This is a genomic window from Nocardioides exalbidus (genome assembly GCF_900105585.1).
Taxonomy (GTDB): Bacteria; Actinomycetota; Actinomycetes; order Propionibacteriales; family Nocardioidaceae; genus Nocardioides; species Nocardioides exalbidus.
In genome coordinates, this window is record NZ_FNRT01000002.1 from 4,235,886 (window position 1) to 4,254,061 (window position 18,176).

The window sequence follows — 18,176 nt, forward strand, 5'->3', positions numbered from 1 at the left end:
CGACCGAGGGTATCGACTCACCACTCGACGGGGAGACGCGACGGCTTGCCGTTGGTCGGCGCGACGCCGTAGCGGCCGAGGACGTAGCCCATGATCCGCGAGAAGACCGGGCCGGTGATCGAGCCACCGCCGCCCTCGACCTTGGGTGCGTGGATCACGACGTAGACGGTGAAGCGCGGGTTGTCGGCCGGCGCGAAGCCGCCGAAGGACACCGAGGTGCTGCCGTCGTAGACGCCGTCGACCACGCGCTGGGCGGTGCCGGTCTTGCCGGCGACGAGGTAGCCCGGCACCTGCGCGCCGGGTGCGACGCCGTCCTCGGGGTCGACCACCTTCTCCATCATCTTCGCGGTGTCCTTCGCCGCCTTCTTGCTGATCACCCGGGTGCGGGTGGAGGTGTCGGTGCCGACGGTGACGCCGTCGTCGGTGACCGCGGAGCCGGAGATCAGGCTCGGCGAGACCCGGATCCCGCCGTTGGCCACGGTGTTGACCGCGGCGGCCATCTGCAGGACGTTGACCGAGAGCGACTGCCCGAAGGCGACGCGGTCCTTGGTCTGGGAGGTCATCGCCTCGCCCGCGGTGAGCAGGCCGGCCGTCTCGCCGCGGACACCCACGTTGGTGCGCTGGCCGAGCCCGAACCTCTGCAGGTAGTCGACGAGCTGCACCGGGGTGAACGCGTCGGCGGCGAGGACCGTGCCGATGTTGGACGACTTGGCGATGATGCCGGCCAGCGTCAGGCGGATGTCGCCGTGGTCGAACCAGTCGCCGATCACGCGGTCCTGGCGGGCCAGGCTCCCGGGCACCTTGAACTTCTGGCGCGGGAAGGCCTTGCCGGCGTCGATGAGCGAGGAGGCGGTGAGCACCTTCTCCACCGAGCCCGGCTCGTAGGCGAGGCTCAGTGCGCGGGAGCCGAGGTCCTCCTCCTTCGCCTCCCCCGGCTTGTTGGCGTCGAAGGTCGGGTAGTCGGCGAGGGCCAGGGTCTCGCCCGTGCGCGTGTCGAGCACGACGGCGGCCCCGCTCTCGGCCTGGTACTGCTCGATCGACTGTGCGAGCACCTTCTGCACGAACCACTGGAGGTCGCGGTCGATGGTGGTCGTCAGCGACGTGCCGTCCTGGGCGGCCTTGAGGGTGCTGTCGCGCAACGGGATGCGGACGCCTTTGCGCGAGTTCGACTGCCACGTCGCCTCGCCGTCGACGCCGGCGAGCTGCTTGTCGAAGGTGCGCTCGAAGCCACCGAGCGGCTCGTCGGTGCCCATGTAGCCGAGGAGGTTGGCCGCCACGTCGCCGGCGGGGTAGTCGCGGATCGGGTCGTCCTCGAGGGAGATGCCCTCGTAGCCCGCCTGCTCGAGCTCGGCGAGCGTGTCGCTCGCGAGGGTGCTCGGGACGCGGCGCGCGACGTACTCGAACTTGCTGCCATCCTTGCGGCCCTTGAGCGCGGCGAGCGTCTTGAAGTAGTCGATGGAGAGGCTGTCGGACAGCAGCCGCGCGATCGCGGGTGCGTCGTCCGCGGTCAGGGTCGGGTCGGCGACGACCATCTTGCCCTTGATCGAGTCGGCGAGCGGGATGCCGTTGCGGTCGAGGATGTCGCCGCGCTCGGCCGGCAGCGTCACGCGCGCCGACCCCTCGGCGGCGGCCATGGCGGCGTACGAGCGCGGGTCGACGCCCTGGAGCTGCACGAGCCGAGCGCCGAAGAAGGAGAGGACGATCGCGATGAGGACGAACCCGACGCGCAGGCGCAGCATCGGGGCGCCGCGGGAGGCGCTCGGCCTCGTGCGGGTGCTCGGCACTGGTCTCCTCATTTCCCGGCACCGCCCGGGCCGGTCCCCGGCGGTCGCCTGTCGCTGAATCTAGGTGGGCGGGGCCGCGGATCCGCGCGACCGCGCCGTCACCGGTTGCGGTTCTTCCTGCCCGGCCTGTCGGTGTTCTTCTGCTTGCCCGTCCCGGCGCCGGCCGTCGCCGACTGGTCGGTCGTGGTGTCGGTGGTCGCGTCGGTGGTGGTGTCGGTCGTGGGCGGGACCACCACGACCGTCGGGTCGGGCTGCAGGATCTTGGGCTTGACCGGGTCCGGGCCCTGGAGGCGGATCGCGTTCTCCCGGGTGGCGGGGGTGCGGACGCCGCTGGTCCGGCCCGTCTCGAGGTCGAGGAACACCGGCGCCGGCGGGATGACCATGCCCATCTGCTGGGCCGCCTCCGCGACCCGCTGCGGGTCGCGGAGCTGGTCGAGCTCCATGCGCAGCGTCTGCTCGCGGGCGGCGAGGGTGTTCGCCTCGCTCTCCAGGGACGACGCGGCGAAGGAGGCCTGCTGCATGGAGGTGTTGAACAGGAGCAGGCCGACGATGCCGCCCACCAGCACCAGGCTGACCAGGGTCACGAACGGCACCCGCGGCGCGCGCGTGCGCACCCGGGGGACGACGGAGAGGCGTGCCTTGTCGACGGCCTCCTGGGCGATCCGGGTGACCCGGGTCCTGGGCTGGAGAGCGGGACTGCTCATCGGGTGGCTCCCTGGGGAAGGCGGGACGTGGACGGTGATGCGGGGCGCACGCGCTCGACGGCGCGCAGCCGGACGGATGCCGCCCGGGGGTTCTCGGCGATCTCCTGCTCGTCGGCCTGCTCGGCGCCGCGGGTGACCAGGCGCAGGGCCGGCTCGGCGCCCTCGGGCACGAACGGCAGGTCGGGCGGGACGTCGAGCTTCGTGGCCTCGGTGAAGGCGCGCTTGACGAGGCGGTCCTCGAGCGAGTGGTAGGACTCGACGACCACCCGGCCGCCGACGCCGATCGCGTCGATGGCCGCGGGGATCGCGCGGCGGAGCACGTCGAGCTCGTCGTTGACGGCCATCCGGAGCGCCTGGAACGTGCGCTTGGCGGGGTGGCCGCCCGTGCGCCGGGCCGGCGCCGGGATGGTGGCGTAGAGCAGCTCGACCAGGCCGGCGCTGGTGGTGAACGGCGTCGACTCGCGACGTCGTACGACCTCGCGGGCGATCTTGCTGGCGAACTTCTCCTCGCCGAAGTCGCGCAGGATCCGGGTGAGGTCCTGCGCCGACGCGGTGTTGAGGAGCTCGGCCGCGGTCTGGCCCGTGGTCGGGTCCATCCGCATGTCGAGGGGCGCGTCCTCGGAGTAGGCGAAGCCGCGCTCGCGCACGTCGAGCTGCATCGAGGAGACGCCGAGGTCGAAGAAGATCGCGTCGACGTGGTCGAGCCCGAGGCTGCCGATGACCTCGGGGACCTCGTCGTAGACCGCGTGGACGGCGGTGAACCGGCCGCCGTGGGCGGCGAGCCGCTCGCGCGACATCTGCAGGGCGGTCGGGTCGCGGTCGATGCCGATCACGCGTGCCCCGGGGATCCGCTCGAGCACCGCCTCGCTGTGGCCGCCGAGGCCGAGCGTGCAGTCGACGTAGACCGAGCCGGGTGCCTCGAGGGCAGGCGCCAGCAGGGCGACGACCCGGTCCAGGAGCACCGGGGCGTGGCTGGGAGTCACCATGCTCAGCCCTGGCGGCCCAGGTGCGTCAGCACGAGCAGGCCCAGGGCCAGCGCCGAGGCGGTGGCGGCGGAGAAGACGACCAGCGTGAGCGCCTCGCGCGCCTGGTCGCGCACCCGGAGCGGCGGTGCCGCTGCGGTGCGTGCCAAGGGCTGGCTGGTGCTCATGGTCTCGACCCCACTGGAAGCTGTTCGACGTGCTGGCTGGTTGGTCTGGCTGGCGGTGCGACTGACGCCCCCCGTGCTCTCGTGGGCCCGGGGTGAGCCGCCGCACCAGGTCCCTGCCCGCTCCCCGTTGCGATGGGAAGGCCCTCTGGTGCCGGGGAAGTGCCCCAGATGGCCACGCGAGGGAGCGGGCTCGAGACCTGGTGATGCGGGTCCGATGTCAGGTGTGGAGTTGTGGTGCCGGTTCTGGTGGTGGTGGTTCTGGTGGTGCTGCTCGGGGTCAGATCCCCGGGAAGACCTCGTCGCTGAGCTCGGAGAACTTCTGCTCCTGCTCCTCCGAGTAGGTCGCCCACGCCGTGGGGTCCCAGATCTCGATCCGGTTCATCGACCCGATGACCACGCACTCCTTGCGGAGCGACGCGTACTCCCGCAGTGGTGCCGGGATGTTGATCCGTCCCTGCTTGTCCGGCACCTCCTGGCTGGCGGCGGCGAACAGCATGCGGACGTAGTCGCGGGTGCCCTTCTGCGTGACCGGCGCCTCGCGGAGCCGGTCGGTGAGCCTCCCGAAGTCCTCCAGCGACCAGACGGTGAGGCAGCGCTCCTGCCCCCTGGTCACCACGAGTCCCTCCGTCAGCTCGTCCCTGAACTTGGCGGGGAGGAAGAGGCGTCCCTTCTCGTCGAGCTTGGGCGTGTAGGTGCCGAAGAACATGCGGCACCTCCCCTTGCTCGGCGGGAAAGTTCGACCCTGTCCCCCACTTCGCCCCACAGTACTCCACATTGCTCCACCGTCAACCAGATTCCGCGTGTCTCACGCCTGAATTTCGGCCGTTTCGCGCCGACCTCGGGCGTACGCCGTCCTCCCTGGGCTGGTCCGCCCCGGCCGGCCGCTGAGCGTGGAACCGGCCCGATCCACGCTCAGGAGCCCCGTCTCGAGGCCTCCGGGGAGCGCCGGTGGGGGAAAACGGCGTGCGGTGGTGGAGCGAAGTGGGGGAAGAGGTGGGGAATGGGGTGGGAGAGGGGTGGGCTCGTTGCGGAGGGCGGTCACCGGATATCCGGTGACCGCCCCGCTTGTCGGCCGAGATCTGGGCCGACAAGCGGGAGTCCCGGGTGCAAAGGCCGCTCAGAACGGTCCGGTAACGGTCGCGATCGAGCTCTCGGTCCGGACTTCGGAGCCGGGTATGTTGCGCGGACCACATAACGTGGTGGCGAGCGCCAGGCTGGGACGACAGCCGTTCGACGAGGGGATGCGAGACGTGACGACTGGGCCAATCAGCGGTGTGGCCGGACAGGCGCCCGACCTGGACACCGTGCACCGGGTCACCGGAGCGGTCCGCCACAACATCGAGCGGGTGATCGCCGGGAAGCCCGACGTGGTCAACGCCGCACTCGTCGTGCTGCTCGCCGAGGGCCACCTGCTCATCGAGGACGTCCCGGGCGTCGGCAAGACCCAGCTGAGCAAGGCGCTGGCCCGCAGCATCGACTCGTCGGTGCGGCGCATCCAGTTCACGCCCGACCTGCTGCCGAGCGACGTCACCGGCGTGTCGATCTTCAACCAGGACACCCGGGAGTTCGAGTTCCGCCCGGGCGGCGTCTTCGCCAACATCGTGGTCGGCGACGAGATCAACCGTGCCTCGCCCAAGACCCAGTCCGCCCTGCTCGAGTGCATGGAGGAGCGCCAGGTCACCGTCGACAACGCGACCTACATGCTCGAGAAGCCGTTCATGGTCATCGCGACGCAGAACCCGATCGAGATGGAGGGCACCTACGCCCTGCCCGAGGCGCAGCGCGACCGCTTCATGGCGCGCGTCTCCGTCGGCTACCCGGTCGAGTCCGCCGAGATCGCGATGCTCGAGGGCCACACCGCGCACAACCCGCTCGACGACCTCGAGCCCGTCACCGACGCCGGCGAGATCCGCAAGGTCATCGAGATCGTCGGCCGCGTGCACGTGTCGTCGGCGGTCCACCGGTACGCCGTCGCGCTGACCACCGCGACCCGCACGAGCGCCGACCTCCACCTCGGCGCGTCGCCGCGCGCGACCCTCCACCTGGTCCGCGCCGCGAAGGCCGTCGCCGCCACCCAGGGCCGTGACTACGTCCTGCCCGACGACATCCACGGGATCGCGCTCCCGGTGCTCGCGCACCGCCTGCTCCCCAACGTCGAGGCGACGATGAGCGGGCGCACCACCGGCTCGATCCTGTCCGCCCTCGTCGAGTCGGTGCCGGTCCCGTCGGGTTCCGACTCCAGCAGCCGTGGGTGAGGACCCGACGTGCGTGAGGCGCTCGCGTCCCTGACCACCCGCGGGCGGGCCTTCCTGGCTGCCGGCATCACGACGGTGGTCGCCGCGATCGTGGTCGGCCACTCCTCCGTCGTCCGCATCGGGGTGCTGGTCGCCGTGCTGCCGCTGCTGACCGCCTGGTGGGTGGGGCGCGCGCGCTACCGCCTCGCCCTGGTGCGCACGGTGTCACCGCAGCTCGTCGTCGCCGGACAGCCGTCGACCGTCGAGCTGTCGGTATTTAACGAGTCGCGCACGCCGACCGGCGTGCTGCTGCTGGAGGAGCGCCTGCCCTACGTGCTCGGCACCCGGCCGCGCTTCGTGCTCGAGGGCCTCGGCCACGGATGGCGCCGGCACGCGACCTACCAGGTGCGCTCGGAGCTGCGCGGACAGTTCGACATCGGGCCGATGTCGGTGCGCGTCACCGACCCCTTCGGCCTCGTCGAGCTCGGCCGCACGTTCCACGCGACCTCACGGCTGACGGTCACCCCGCGCACGATCTCGCTGCCGAGCATCCCGCTCGGCGGCGCCTGGACCGGCTCGGGCGACAACCGGCCGCGCGCCTTCGCGACCGGCAGCGCCGAGGACGTCACCGTGCGCGAGTACCGCCGCGGCGACGACCTGCGGCGGGTCCACTGGCGGAGCTCGGCGCGCCTCGGCGAGCTGATGGTGCGCCGCGAGGAGCAGCCGTGGCAGTCACGCGCGACCGTGTTCCTCGACAACCGCGGCACCTCCCACCGGGGGCAGGGCGCGGCGAGCTCGCTCGAGGGAGCGGTGTCGGCGGCCGCCTCGATCGCGGTGCACCTCGCCCACCACGGCTACACCGTCCGCCTCGTCACCGCCTCCGGCGACAGCCGCGAGACGCAGTGGCACTCGCAGACCGCCGAGGCGAGCACCGTCCCGCTGCTCGAGGCGCTGGCGATCGTCCAGCTCGACCACTCCCCTGCGCCCGACACCCAGTGGCTGGCCGAGCCGGGGCACGGCGGCCTCACGATCGGGGTGTTCGGCTCGCTCGCCGACACCGACCTGCCGTTCCTGCGCCGGCTCCAGCACCACGCCTCGTCGAGCCTGGCGATCGCGCTCGACGTCGACGCGTGGGCGCCGCACCTGCCGGTGCAGCCCGGTCGCGGCGCCGCGACGCACCTGACCTCGAGTGGCTGGCGCTCGGTCACCCTCGGTCCGCGCGACCGCCTCGACACGGCGTGGCAGGAGCTCGGGATGATGGCGAGCCGGGCGACGGCGTCGGCGGGGGCGGCACGATGAAGTCGTCGCTGGCGTCCTCCTGGAGCTCGCTCCCCCACCAGCTGCGGGTGGCCGGCATCGCGATGCTCGCCGCCTGGACCACCGTCCTGTCGTGGCGGGTGCTCACCGAGGGCTTCGCCGAGGTCGGCATCCCGCTCCTCTTCATCGGCGTCGTGCTCGCCGGTGGTGGCGCCGTCGCCCGGTGGAGCCGGCTGCCCGCCGTCGCGATCGTCGCCGGTCAGCTCGTCGTCGGCGCCCTGCTCGTGCTCGGCACGGTGACCGGCTCGCCGGTCCCGACGCCCGGCACGATCGACGCCTTCGTCCTCGCGGTGCAGGACGCGCTCGAGACCTCGCGCAACTACGCCGCTCCGGTGCAGGCAGGCGTCCCACCGGTCCACCCGCTGCTGCTCGTCGGCGGCGCGCTCGTGATCTGGCTCGTCGACGTCCTCACCTGCACCCTGCGCCGCGCACCCGTGGCCGGTCTTGCGCTGCTGGCGGCGTACACCCTCCCGGTCGCGGTGACCGGCGAGGCGGTCTCGTGGTGGCTCTTCGTGGTCATCGCCGGCCTCTTCCTCGCCACCGTCTTCCTCCAGCACAGCGACCACGTCACGAGCTGGGGTCGCGCGCCCGACGGCGAGAGGGGCTCCTTCTCTGTCCGGACCGGCGCGATCGGCAACACCGCCCTCGCGCTCGGCGCCGGTGCGATCGCCCTCGCCGTCGTCGTGCCCGTCGCGGTCCCGACGATGAGCATGAGCGTCTTCGACGGCAACGGTCCCGGCACCCGCGAGGTCGAGGTCAAGGACCCGATGATCGACCTGCGCCGCGACCTCCAGCGCGGCCAGGACGTCCCGCTGCTGTGGGTCACCACGCCCGGCCCCAAGCCGTCGTACTTCCGGATCTCGGTGCTCTCCCGCTTCAACGGGTCGTCGTGGACGCCCGGCGACCGCGAGATCCCCGAGACGCAGACCGCCACCGGACCGATGCCCGCCCTCGACGGCGTGGCGCCGGACGTGCCGCGCAAGGAGTTCCAGTACGACGTGCGCGTCGGGTCCGACTTCGCCTCGACCTGGCTGCCGACGACCGAGCAGGTCACCCGGATCTCGGCGGGCACCGACTGGCGCTACGACGTGAACACGCGCGACTTCATCGGCGCCGACGACGACGTCACCACCGCCGACCGCACCTACGACTTCACCGGCGCCGAGCTGACCTACAACGCCGACGCGATGAACAGCGCCGTGTCGGGCGCCGGCTCCGTGGCGGGCATCTTCAGCGAGGTGCCGCCCAGCCTCAACAACGAGATCCGCCGACTCGCGGCCAGCGTCACCGCCGACGCGCCGACCCGGTTCCAGAAGGCGCAGCTCCTCCAGCAGTGGTTCCGCCAGGACGGCGGCTTCCGCTACGACCTCAACCAGGTCGAGTCGGCCGGCAACGGCGGCGCCGACCTGCTCGCCTTCCTCAACGACCGCGTGGGCTACTGCGAGCAGTTCGCCGCGTCGTTCGCGATCATGGCGCGCGTCATCGGCATCCCGAGCCGCGTCGCGGTCGGTTTCCTCGAGCCCGAGAAGTCGACCAACGGGTCGTGGGTCTTCTCCGCGCACGACCTCCACGCCTGGCCCGAGCTCTACTTCCCCGGCTCCGGCTGGGTCCGCTTCGAGCCGACCCCCGCAGCCCGCGCGTCCGGGGTGCCCGACTACACCGCTGCCGAGTTCGCGCCGGTCACCGAGGAGCCCTCGCCCAGCGCCAGCCGCTCCACCGAGCTGCTGCCCGACCGCGGGGAGACCGCGGACCCCGCGGCCGACACGACCACCGACGACACGAGCTCGATCCCGTGGGTCCCGGTGCTCACCGGCCTGCTCGGACTGCTCGTGCTGGCGCTGCTGCTGATGACGCCTCGACTCGTGCGCGGTGCGCGGCGCCGCCGTCGCCTCGGCGGCGACATCGAGGACCTGTGGGCCGAGCTGCGCGACGTCGCCCGGGACCTCGGGCACGCCTGGCCCGCCGGCCGCTCACCGCGCCGGGCCGGTGACTGGCTCGGGCGGTTGCTCGCCACGCCGGCCGCCGGGGGCGAGCGCCCCGACCGTCCGCGTCGCGGGCGCGACCAGGCGCCCGAGGCAGCTGCCGCCCTCGACCGGCTCGTCCAGGCGCTGGAGCGCAGCCGCTACTCCCGTGACCCCGAGACCTTCACCGCCGAGCGGTTCACCGCCGACCTCGCCCTCGTCGAGGAGTCCCTCGCCGCGGGTGTCACGCCGCGCGAGGCACGGCGTGCCGCCTGGTGGCCGGCCTCCGTCGCGGGACGGCGTACGTCCTGGCGTCCCCGCTCCCGGTCGAGCCAGACCGAGACCTCCGACCACGAGACCAGCCGGACGGTCGACGAGCTCGTCGGCTGATCCGTCCCCGCCCCGAGTCGGCGAAAGCTGACGCAGTCCCCCGCCGACTCGGCGCGAACTGACGTCGGCGCCCGCCGGGTCGGCGCGAGCTGACGTAGTCCCCCGTCGACTTGGCGCGAACTTCCTGCCGACTCAGCGGTGGTGGCGACCAGTTCCTGCCGACTCGGCGAGCCACCAGACGGAACGAGGCCTCCACGATGACGTGAAGGCCTCGGACGAGGTGGGGTGGAGGAGTGGGGATGAGCGGTTCAGAGGCCGCGCTCGCGGCGGCGGCGCCACCGCTCCTCCATGCGCTCCATGAAGGGGCTGCCCGAGCGCTGGCGCGACATCCGGCCGGGGCGGTGCTGGCGGCCACCGTCGACGACGCCAAGACCGGACTTGCCGGAGGCGCGGACCGTCGGGCTGGCGTGACCGGGGTGGCGGGCCGAGGTGAGGGCCAGGACGGCACCGCCCAGCATCACCACGAAGCCGAGGACGCCGACGACGGTCTGGAGGATCGTGCTGACGTCGATGAGGACGGCGACGATCAGCAGGCCGATGCCGACGAGGAGGATGGCGGCACCGAGGACGACGCGGCGACGGGCGGCTCGCTGGAACGACGTGCCGCGCAGCGTGGAGGCCAGCTTCGGGTCCTCCTCGACGAGAGCGCGCTCCATCTGCTCGAGCAGTCGCAGTTCTTCCTCGGAGAGCTCCATCGTTCCTCCTCACCTCTCTCGGGCAAGTCTAGGCACGCTGTCGTGCGTACGGTAGGCGTCCTCCGAAAATTCACCCCCTGCGGGTGCATCAGGTTTCCTCGGCAGGACCCCCAAGACACCTCTCACGCCCTCTCCACGACCAGGCTCGCCGGCCGGACGGCCGCCGATCCGAACCTCCGGGTGGCGAGGTCGACGGCCCGGTCGGCCTCCGCCCAGCCGTGCTCGGGCTCGCCGAGCACCAGCTGGCGGTGGACCGTGGAGCGTGGCACCAGCCCCTCGACGCGTACGCCGACCAGGCGCAGGCGGGCGCGCTGGAGACCGAGCGCGTCGAAGAGACGGGTCACGGCTCGGTGGATCTCGACGGTCACGTCCGTGGCCTCGGGCATCGTGCGCGAGCGGGTGATGGTGGTGAAGTCGGCGAAGCGGACCTTGAGGGTGATCGTGCGCCCGGCGACGCCGGCGGACCGCATCCGGCCCGCCACCCGCGCCGAGAGGCGGAGCAGCTCGCGGACGATCACCTCACGGTCGTCGGTGTCGCGGGAGAAGGTCTCGTCGGCACCCATCGACCGCTCGGGTTCGTGCGGTCCGGCGGACGGGGTGAGGTCGGCGCTGTCGGTGCCCCACGCCAGGTCGTGGAGGTGGCTCCCGAGGTGGTGGCCGACGGCGCGCTGGAGCGTCCGCAGCGGCGTGTGGGCGACGTCGCCGACGGTGAGCAGGCCGAAGCGCTGCAGCAGCGCCTGCGTCTTCTCCCCCACGCCGTAGAGCTCGCCGACGTCGAGCGGATGGAGGAACGTCGTCACCTCGCCCGGGCGCACCACGATCACGCCGTCGGGCTTGGCCCGCCGGCTGGCCAGCTTGGCCACCGAGACGGTGGCGGCGACGCCGACCGAGCAGGTGATGCCCTGCTCGTCGTGGACCGTCGAGCGCAGCTGCTCGGCGATGACGGCCGGTGGACCGAGCCGCCGGGTCGAGCCGCGGACGTCGAGGAACGCCTCGTCGAGCGAGACCGCCTGCACGATCGGCGTGACCTCGCGGAAGGTCTCCATCACCGAGGCCGAGACGCTGGTGAAGGTGTCGAAGTCGGGTGACAGCACGACGACGTGCGGGCACAGGCGGCGTACGCGGGTCATCGGCAGCGCCGAGCGCACGCCGTAGCGCCGGGCGACGTAATTGGCGGCGAGCACCACACCCCGCCCGCTGCCGCCCACCACGACCGGCTGGTCGACGAGGTCGGGGCGCTCGCGCAGCGCGACGGAGGCGTAGAACGCGTCCATGTCGACGTGGAGGATCGGGGTGTCGGTCATGCCGCACCCCGGTCGGCCGGGCGTCGCCCGGACTCAGCGCGTGGCGATGACGTGCAGCTGCGTGGCGAGGGGGAGGTATTCCGCACGGGTCGCCACGGCGCGCTCGAGCTCGACGAGCGCGGCGGTCGCACCGGGCTCGAGGTCGAGCAGGCTGCCGGGCACGAGGTCGGCGAAGACCCGGACGGCCTGGACCGAGGACGCGTCGAGACCCGCGGCACCGAGCAGGCCGACGAGCTCGTCGTGGGTGAACCGCCGTCCGCCCCGGCCCGCGGCCCCCTCGGTCGCCTCGCCCTCGAGCAGCTCGCGGGCGGCCTGGAAGTGCCCGGCCATGGCGCGCGCGACGACCGCGGCGTGCCGCTGGGCGACGAGCAGGCTGAGGTGGCCGCCCGGGCGCAGCACTCCGGCGATCGAGGCCAGCGAGGCCGCCGGGTCGTCGACCATCTCGAGCACGCCGTGGCACAGCACGAGGTCGGCCTCGTCGACGAGCGTGGCGAGGTCGGAGAGGTCGCCCTGCTGTCCGGTGACCCGGTCGGCGACGCCCCGCTCGCGGGCGCGGCGGTCGAGGGAGGCGAGGGCGTCGGGGCTGGGGTCGATGACCTGGACCGTGTGGCCGAGCTCGGCCAGCGGAACGGCGAACCCTCCGGTGCCGCCGCCGATGTCGACGATGCGGGCGTGCTCGCTGCCGTCGGCCTCGAGGAGCTGGCGCACGCCGTCCCAGACCACGCCGGCGCGGACGGACTGGCGACGGTCGCTGGCAGAGGGCTGGGCCATGCGGGCAACCCTAGTGGCAGGCCGGTGCGCGACCGGCAGGCCGTCATCCCGGGCTCCCAGGGCTGCGGTGCCACAGGTGGCGCGCGACGTCCCGCACCGCGTCGCCGGCGGGCCGGACGTCGGCGTAGGGCGAGAGCTGGAAGCCGCTGCTGTGGACCAGCACGCGACGGTGCGGCGGCTCCTCGGCCACCGCTTCGTGGCGACGCGTGAGCTCGGCGCGGACGAGGTCGACGCCTTCCTCGGTCGTGCGGGCGCGCTGCCAGAGCGCGTGGAGCAGCGGCAGCTCCCAGGCGCCGGTGGCCCGGACGGAGACGCCGCGGCGTCCCGTGCGGCGCAGCTCGCCGCGCACGAGCAGCAGCCACGACGAGAAGACGGTGGCGGCGTAGGGACCCTGGGCGTCCTCGAAGAACGTCGCGTCGACCGGGCCGGTGCCGTCGTCGACGGTCAGGAAGACCACGCGGCGCCCGGACCGGATCGGCGGGGTCTGGGTGGCGACCTTGACCCCCGCGACCAGCAGCTCGGACCGGCTGCGGCGCTGCAGCAGGTCGCGGCTGCGGGTGACGCCGAGCGCGTCGAGGAACGGGTCGTAGCCGGCGATAGCGTGCTGGCTGACGTCGAGGCCGAGGATCTCCAGCTCGGCGCGCATCCGCTCCACGCTGGTCATCTCCGGCAGCCCCGTCGGCCGCTCCCCCGGCTCGCCGGGCTCGTCGCCGAGGCGGAGGGTGAGCTGCACCGACTCGGCCTCGACGACCGGGCGGCTCGCCCGCGACTGTGCGGCGGCTCGTGCCCAGACACCTCCGTCGGCCAGCGCGTGCCGCTCCGTGGAGTCGGCGGCGGCCCGCGTCGTGGGGTCGGAGCTGTTGCGCCGCGCGGCCTCGGCGGCCGTGACGGTGGCCGGGAGCGGAGCGCGGCCACGGGACAGGCCGCGGGCGCGCGAGGCCCGCTCCAGCGAGCGCGCGTGCAGGTCGAGCTCGGCGACCTGGAGCAGCAGGTCGCGCCGGGTCACCCTGCCCCGGCGGGTGAGCGTGCGATCGCCGGAGCCGATGCCGTAGACCCCGTCGAACCCGCCCGCCAGCACCAGCCGCTCGAGGATCGGCCGCGACACCCGCGCCCGGTGGAAGAAGTCGGACAGCGAGACGTAGGGGGCGCCGTCGCGGGCCTCGACGATCCGCGCGACCTCGGCCTCGCTGATCCCCTTGACGTCGGTGAGCGAGAGCCGGATCGCGTGCCCCTCCTCGGAGGCGCCGCGCTCGACGGCGTAGTGCGACCCGCTGGCGTTGACGTCGAGCCCGAGCACTCCCACGCCGAGCTGGCGCGCGTCGTCGAGGATCAGGCGCTTGGGGTACATGCCCGGGTCGTGGGTGAGCACGCCCGCCAGGAAGTGGGCCGGCCAGTGCGCCTTGAGCCAGGCGGACTGGTAGGTCGGGAGCGCGAACGCAGCCGCATGGGCCTTGCAGAAGCCGAACGACGCGAACGCCTCCAGGATCGTCCAGACCTGCGCGACGACCGGCTCGGCGTAGTCGCGCGCGGCGGCGCGGGCGAAGAACCAGGTCTTCGTGGTGGCCATCCCCGAGGTCGTGCCGAGCGTCCGGCGCACCTCGTCGGCCTCGTCGTTGAGGACCCCGGCGAACCGGGCGATGATCTCGATGACCTGCTCGTGGAAGACGACCACGCCGCGGGTGCCCGCGAGGATCGGACGCAGGTCGTCGTGGAGGTAGTGGGGCTCGGTCCACCCGTGCTTGGCCTCGAGGTAGGGGGTGACCATGTCGCTCTGGACCGGGCCGGGCCGGAACAGCGAGATGTCGGTGATGATGTCGTCGAAGGACTCGATGCCGGACTTGCCGACGAGCTCGCGCTGGCCCGGTGACTCGATCTGGAAGACGCCGAGGGTCTTCGCCGAGCTGATCAGGTCGTAGGTCGTGGTGTCGTCGAAGGGCACCTGCACCTCGTCGTCGAGGTCGAGCTCGACGCCGTCGACGCGGGAGATCTCGGCGACGGCGTGGGCCATCGCCGACTGCATCCTGATGCCGAGGACGTCCAGCTTGAGCAGGCCCAGGTCCTCGACGTCGTCCTTGTCGAACTGGCTCATCGGGAAGCCCGCCCACGAGGCCTCGACCGGCGTGCGGTCGAGCAGTGTGGCGTCGGAGAGCAGCACGCCGCACGGGTGCATGGCGATGTGGCGGGGCAGTCCGTCGAGCCGCTCGACGAGGCCGAAGAAGTGGTCGAGCGCTCCGTCACCCAGTCCGCTGGCCCGCAGCTCGGGCAGGTCGCGCAGCGCCATCCGGGCATCGCGGGCGCGGATGTGCGGGAAGGCCTTGGCGATCGCGTCGACCTCGCCGGGCGGCATGCCGAGCGCGGCACCGACGTCGCGGACGGCGTGGCGCACGCGGTAGGTGTCCATCATCGAGACCGCCGCGCACCGCTCGCCCCCGAAGCGGTCGAGGATCGCGCGGTAGACCTCCTCGCGCCGCGCGGACTCGACGTCGATGTCGACGTCCGGCAGCGAGACCCGCAACGGCGAGAGGAACCGCTCCATCAGCAGCCCGTGGCGGATCGGGTCGACCCCGGAGACGCCGAGGAGGTAGTTGACGACGCTGCCGGCACCCGACCCCCGCGCCGCGCGCCGGATGCCCATCGCGCCGATCAGGTCGGTGACGTCGGCCACGGTGAGGAAGTAGGACGCGTAGCCCAGCGTCGCGATGATCTCGAGCTCGTCGTCGATGCGCTTCCACACGACCTGCATCGGGCCGTTGCCGTAGCGCCACCCGATCGCCGCCTCGCACCGGTGGCGCAGCAGGGCATCGGCGCGCTGCTGTCGAGACGTCGTTCGCCCGTCATCGCGGGACGCGAGCAGGCTCGCCCCTCGCGCCAGCTCGAGCTCGGGGAGGTGCACCTCGCCGATGCCGAGGTCGGCGCGCGGGTCGAGCGCGCACCGGTCGGCGACCAGCCGGGTGCGGGCGAGAAGGCGCCCGGCCTCGACCTCGCCGTCACCGAGCCCGGCCAGACGGCAGACCTCCTCGGCGACCTCCTGCATCTGCTTGCCGGACTTGAGGAAGCCCTCGGCGTTGCCGCGCACACCCGCGGGACCAACGTCGCGGAGGCTGGCCGAGCCCATCGGCACGAGCCGCCGGGCGGCGTCGAGGACGTCGATGGTCGGGGCGTCGAGGCGGTCGGCGTAGCGGACGGCGTTGGTCAGCACGGTCGTGAGGCCGGCCGTCCGGGCGATGCCGGCCATCCGGGCGGCGTGCGGCGCGGTGCCCGGTCCCCACTCCCCGCGGCGACCGCCGAGTCGGTGCGAGACCAGCTCGACGACGACGTTGCCGGCCGGCGCGACGGTGAGCCACGGCGCGATCGCCGCGAGCCCGAGGTCGTCGCGCCGTCGGGTGGCGGCGAGGCCGAGCTCGGAGGACGGGCCGAGCAGCACGAGCACGTCGCCGCCGCCGAGCCAGGGCGCCAGCACCTCGAGCGTCGCGACGGGACGACCGCGCTCGCCGGACAGGTGGACGGCCGACACCATCCGGCACAGCGCCGCCCACCCGGCCCGCCCGCTGGCCAGGAACGTCACCCGGGGATGGCCGCCCTGCTCGGGTGAGGTGTCGCGCAGGGCCCCGCCCCGCGCCGGCGTACGACGACGGGCGGCGCCGCCGCCATCGCGACCCGGACCTCCGAGCGCACCCGTCGACGCCACCGCGAGGTCGACGCCGAGCACCGGCCGGATGCCGGCACGCTGGGCGGCCCGCACGAACCGGACGGCGCCGTAGACGCCGTCGCGGTCCGTGAGGGCCAGGGTGTCCATCCCCTGCTCCGCGGCCCGCTCCACCAGCGTGTGCGGGTGGGAGGCGCCGTATTGCAAGGAGAAGCCCGAGGCGACGTGGAGGTGGACGAACGGGTCCGACACCTCGACCGCGCTCAGGCGACGCTGGCGTGGGGCACGAGGCCGAGCGCCTGCTCGACCACCGCCAGGAACCGGTCGGCGTCGCGCACGAGGTCGTCGGCCTCGCGCTCGGTGACCGCGCGCGTCGAGCCCGCCTCCGCGGCGGCCCGCTTGGCGGCCCCCGCGGCGAAGAAGCTCGCCCACTCCGTCAGCTCGGGCGCGACCTCGGCGAGGAGCACCCACGCGTTCTTCTGGCGCCGCGCCCGCGGTGCCGGCCTCGCCCGGGCCGCGAGGAGCGCCGCCGCCGCACACAGCGCGGCGACGTGGGCACAGGCGTAGCGGGTGGGCACGTCGCGTGCCGTGATCGAGTCGCGCAGCGAGGTCGCCGAGCGCTCGAGGTAGGAGTGGGCGGTGGCCGGCAGCATGTGCGGGCTGGCGAAGAGGGTCTGGGGTGCGCCCGCCTGGTCCAGGTGGTTGGTCACGTCGCGGCCCTCAGTCCTGGCAGCCGACGAGCTGCCAGCGCCCGTCGGTCCAGTCGAAGGACAGGTCGAAGACGCCGTAGGTCTCCCGCTGGCTCTCCCGCTCGTCGACCGGGATCCCGCGGCCGGCCTCGACCCGCCAGAGCTCGCGCTCGGTGACCAGGTCGACCAGCGAGCCGCCGGCCTCCTCCTCGGCGCGGCCGCTCGCGCCCTGCCACCACGGACCGGTCTCGATCCAGTGCGCGACGACCGCGCGGACCTTCCAGAGCCGGCCACGCCACAGGAACTGCTCGGGGTCCTCCGCGTCGTCCCGTCGCACCTCGACGGGGTCGTCGTACTGCCTCATCGCGCCTCCTCAGCACATCCGTCGACCCCGGGCCGACCCGGGCGGAGGTGGGGGTCGAGGTCACCGCCACCCGGGTCGCATCGAACATTTGTTCGAACACCGAGAACGGTACTACCCGGCACCGACAGCCCGTCAAGGGAGACGGACCGGATCCCGAAGAACGGGTCAGACGTCGCGCAGGAAGACCGTGGTCTCGCGCCGCCAGAGCAGGAACGAGAGCACCAGTCCCTCGACGATGACGAGCGCCGAGAGCACGACGAAGATCGCCGGCAGGTGCGACTTGAGGGCCACCGCGCCGACGAGCACGCCGACGAAGGCCGTCGCGGTCAGCACGATCCGCGCCCAGCCGTGGCCCCCGAGGAGGAACGACCCGAGCACCATGGCGAGCAGGGTGAAGCCGACGAACGCCACGACCGACAGTGCGACGAAGCCGGGCACGATCGGGCTGTCGCGAAGCTGGTCGATCCCGCCCTGGGCGAGGATCTCCTGGGCGGACGGGTTGCCCCGCGCCCAGCCGAGGATCACGTCGTCGCGCAGCAGCCAGATCAGCACGGTGATCACGGCGGCGGTGGCGACGATCAGCATCAGCACCCGCACGCTGTTGACCACGGATCCGGGCAGGTCGCGCGCCATCGTGGAAACTCCCCTGTAGTGGTTGTCGGTGCTCGTCGTCGTCGTCGCTACGCTCACATCATGTCGACCGAGCACGCGTCCATCACCTCATTTCGAGATGAGCTCACCCGGCGTGGTGGCACCGGTGACGTGGTCATCCTGCCGGACAGCGCCCACACTGCGGCACTCGCCGCGGTGGCACTCGGCTGCGAGGTCGGCGCGATCGCCAACAGCCTGCTCTTCGACAGCGACGGCGAGCCGGTCCTGATCCTCACCTCGGGCGCCCACCGGGTGGACACGAAGGCGGTCGCCGAGCGGATCGGCGTGGCCCGGCTGAAGCGCGCCGACCCCGACTTCGTGCGCCGCCACACCGGCCAGGTGATCGGCGGCGTCTCCCCCCTCGACCACCCCGCGCCGGTCCGCACCTGGATCGACCCGTGGCTGCGGCAGCACGACGTCGTCTGGGCGGCCGCCGGCCACCCGGCCGCCGTGTTCTCGTCGACGTACGACGAGCTGCTGTCGATGACGGGCGCCGTCGAGGTGCAGGTCGACTGA

The 18,176-nt window shown here is 73.0% G+C and carries 16 protein-coding genes; 4 read left to right on the top strand and 12 right to left on the bottom strand.

From position 1 onward, the window contains the following. Positions 1 to 17 precede the first annotated feature (17 nt). From BLV76_RS20585 to mraZ, 5 genes are all read right to left on the bottom strand, one after another. On the bottom strand, positions 18 to 1,784 hold the full coding sequence (locus BLV76_RS20585; RefSeq protein WP_245734806.1) for a peptidoglycan D,D-transpeptidase FtsI family protein: 1,767 nt from the start codon (positions 1,782 to 1,784) through the stop codon (positions 18 to 20). Between the two features lie 98 nt (positions 1,785 to 1,882). Then, a complete protein-coding gene (gene ftsL / locus BLV76_RS20590) occupies positions 1,883 to 2,488 on the bottom strand; it encodes a cell division protein FtsL (protein WP_090971696.1) in 606 nt (201 codons plus the stop codon). Next, complete coding sequence (rsmH, locus tag BLV76_RS20595) at positions 2,485 to 3,474, bottom strand: 16S rRNA (cytosine(1402)-N(4))-methyltransferase RsmH (RefSeq protein WP_090971698.1); 990 nt, start codon at positions 3,472 to 3,474, stop codon at positions 2,485 to 2,487. The genes ftsL and rsmH overlap by 4 nt, the downstream gene beginning before the upstream one ends. A 2-nt stretch (positions 3,475 to 3,476) precedes the next feature. Beyond that, on the bottom strand, positions 3,477 to 3,638 hold the full coding sequence (locus BLV76_RS22725) for a hypothetical protein (RefSeq protein WP_165355172.1): 162 nt from the start codon (positions 3,636 to 3,638) through the stop codon (positions 3,477 to 3,479). 277 nt (positions 3,639 to 3,915) lie between these two features. Next, the gene (gene mraZ, locus BLV76_RS20600) at positions 3,916 to 4,344 is read right to left on the bottom strand and encodes a division/cell wall cluster transcriptional repressor MraZ (RefSeq protein WP_090971700.1); all 429 of its coding nucleotides are present in this window, start codon (positions 4,342 to 4,344) and stop codon (positions 3,916 to 3,918) included. A gap of 535 nt (positions 4,345 to 4,879) precedes the next feature. Between mraZ and BLV76_RS20605 the strand changes: the two genes are divergently transcribed. From BLV76_RS20605 to BLV76_RS20615, 3 genes are read left to right on the top strand one after another with little or no spacing between them, the layout of a single operon-like run. Next, positions 4,880 to 5,893, top strand: a complete 1,014-nt coding sequence (locus BLV76_RS20605; protein WP_175539772.1) for an AAA family ATPase — start codon at positions 4,880 to 4,882, stop codon at positions 5,891 to 5,893. Between the two features lie 9 nt (positions 5,894 to 5,902). Next, entirely contained in the window at positions 5,903 to 7,171 is a 1,269-nt protein-coding gene (locus BLV76_RS20610; RefSeq protein ID WP_090971704.1) for a DUF58 domain-containing protein, read from the top strand. Next, positions 7,168 to 9,540 (top strand): transglutaminase TgpA family protein, encoded by a 2,373-nt coding sequence (locus BLV76_RS20615; RefSeq protein ID WP_139306649.1) that lies wholly within the window; start codon positions 7,168 to 7,170, stop codon positions 9,538 to 9,540. Before BLV76_RS20610 ends, BLV76_RS20615 begins: the two co-directional genes overlap by 4 nt. Positions 9,541 to 9,788: 248 nt before the next feature. On the opposite strand, the gene BLV76_RS20620 is transcribed toward BLV76_RS20615, so the two are convergent. From BLV76_RS20620 to BLV76_RS20650, 7 genes are all read right to left on the bottom strand, one after another. Next, complete coding sequence (locus tag BLV76_RS20620; RefSeq protein ID WP_090971708.1) at positions 9,789 to 10,235, bottom strand: DUF3040 domain-containing protein; 447 nt, start codon at positions 10,233 to 10,235, stop codon at positions 9,789 to 9,791. Between the two features lie 122 nt (positions 10,236 to 10,357). Beyond that, positions 10,358 to 11,539 (bottom strand): DNA polymerase IV, encoded by a 1,182-nt coding sequence (gene dinB, locus BLV76_RS20625; RefSeq protein ID WP_090971710.1) that lies wholly within the window; start codon positions 11,537 to 11,539, stop codon positions 10,358 to 10,360. Between the two features lie 33 nt (positions 11,540 to 11,572). Continuing rightward, positions 11,573 to 12,310, bottom strand: a complete 738-nt coding sequence (locus tag BLV76_RS20630; protein ID WP_090971712.1) for a class I SAM-dependent methyltransferase — start codon at positions 12,308 to 12,310, stop codon at positions 11,573 to 11,575. Positions 12,311 to 12,353: 43 nt separating this feature from the next. Continuing rightward, complete coding sequence (locus BLV76_RS20635) at positions 12,354 to 16,208, bottom strand: DNA polymerase III subunit alpha (protein ID WP_090971713.1); 3,855 nt, start codon at positions 16,206 to 16,208, stop codon at positions 12,354 to 12,356. Between the two features lie 11 nt (positions 16,209 to 16,219). Then, on the bottom strand, positions 16,220 to 16,666 hold the full coding sequence (locus tag BLV76_RS20640; RefSeq protein ID WP_245734808.1) for an SAV_6107 family HEPN domain-containing protein: 447 nt from the start codon (positions 16,664 to 16,666) through the stop codon (positions 16,220 to 16,222). Positions 16,667 to 16,676: 10 nt separating this feature from the next. Next, entirely contained in the window at positions 16,677 to 17,009 is a 333-nt protein-coding gene (locus tag BLV76_RS20645; protein WP_090971715.1) for a DUF6504 family protein, read from the bottom strand. Positions 17,010 to 17,174: 165 nt separating this feature from the next. After that, positions 17,175 to 17,642, bottom strand: coding sequence for a hypothetical protein (locus tag BLV76_RS20650; protein ID WP_090971717.1), 468 nt, complete (start codon positions 17,640 to 17,642; stop codon positions 17,175 to 17,177). A 60-nt stretch (positions 17,643 to 17,702) separates the two neighbouring features. Between BLV76_RS20650 and BLV76_RS20655 the strand changes: the two genes are divergently transcribed. Beyond that, positions 17,703 to 18,176 (top strand): YbaK/EbsC family protein, encoded by a 474-nt coding sequence (locus BLV76_RS20655; RefSeq protein WP_090971718.1) that lies wholly within the window; start codon positions 17,703 to 17,705, stop codon positions 18,174 to 18,176.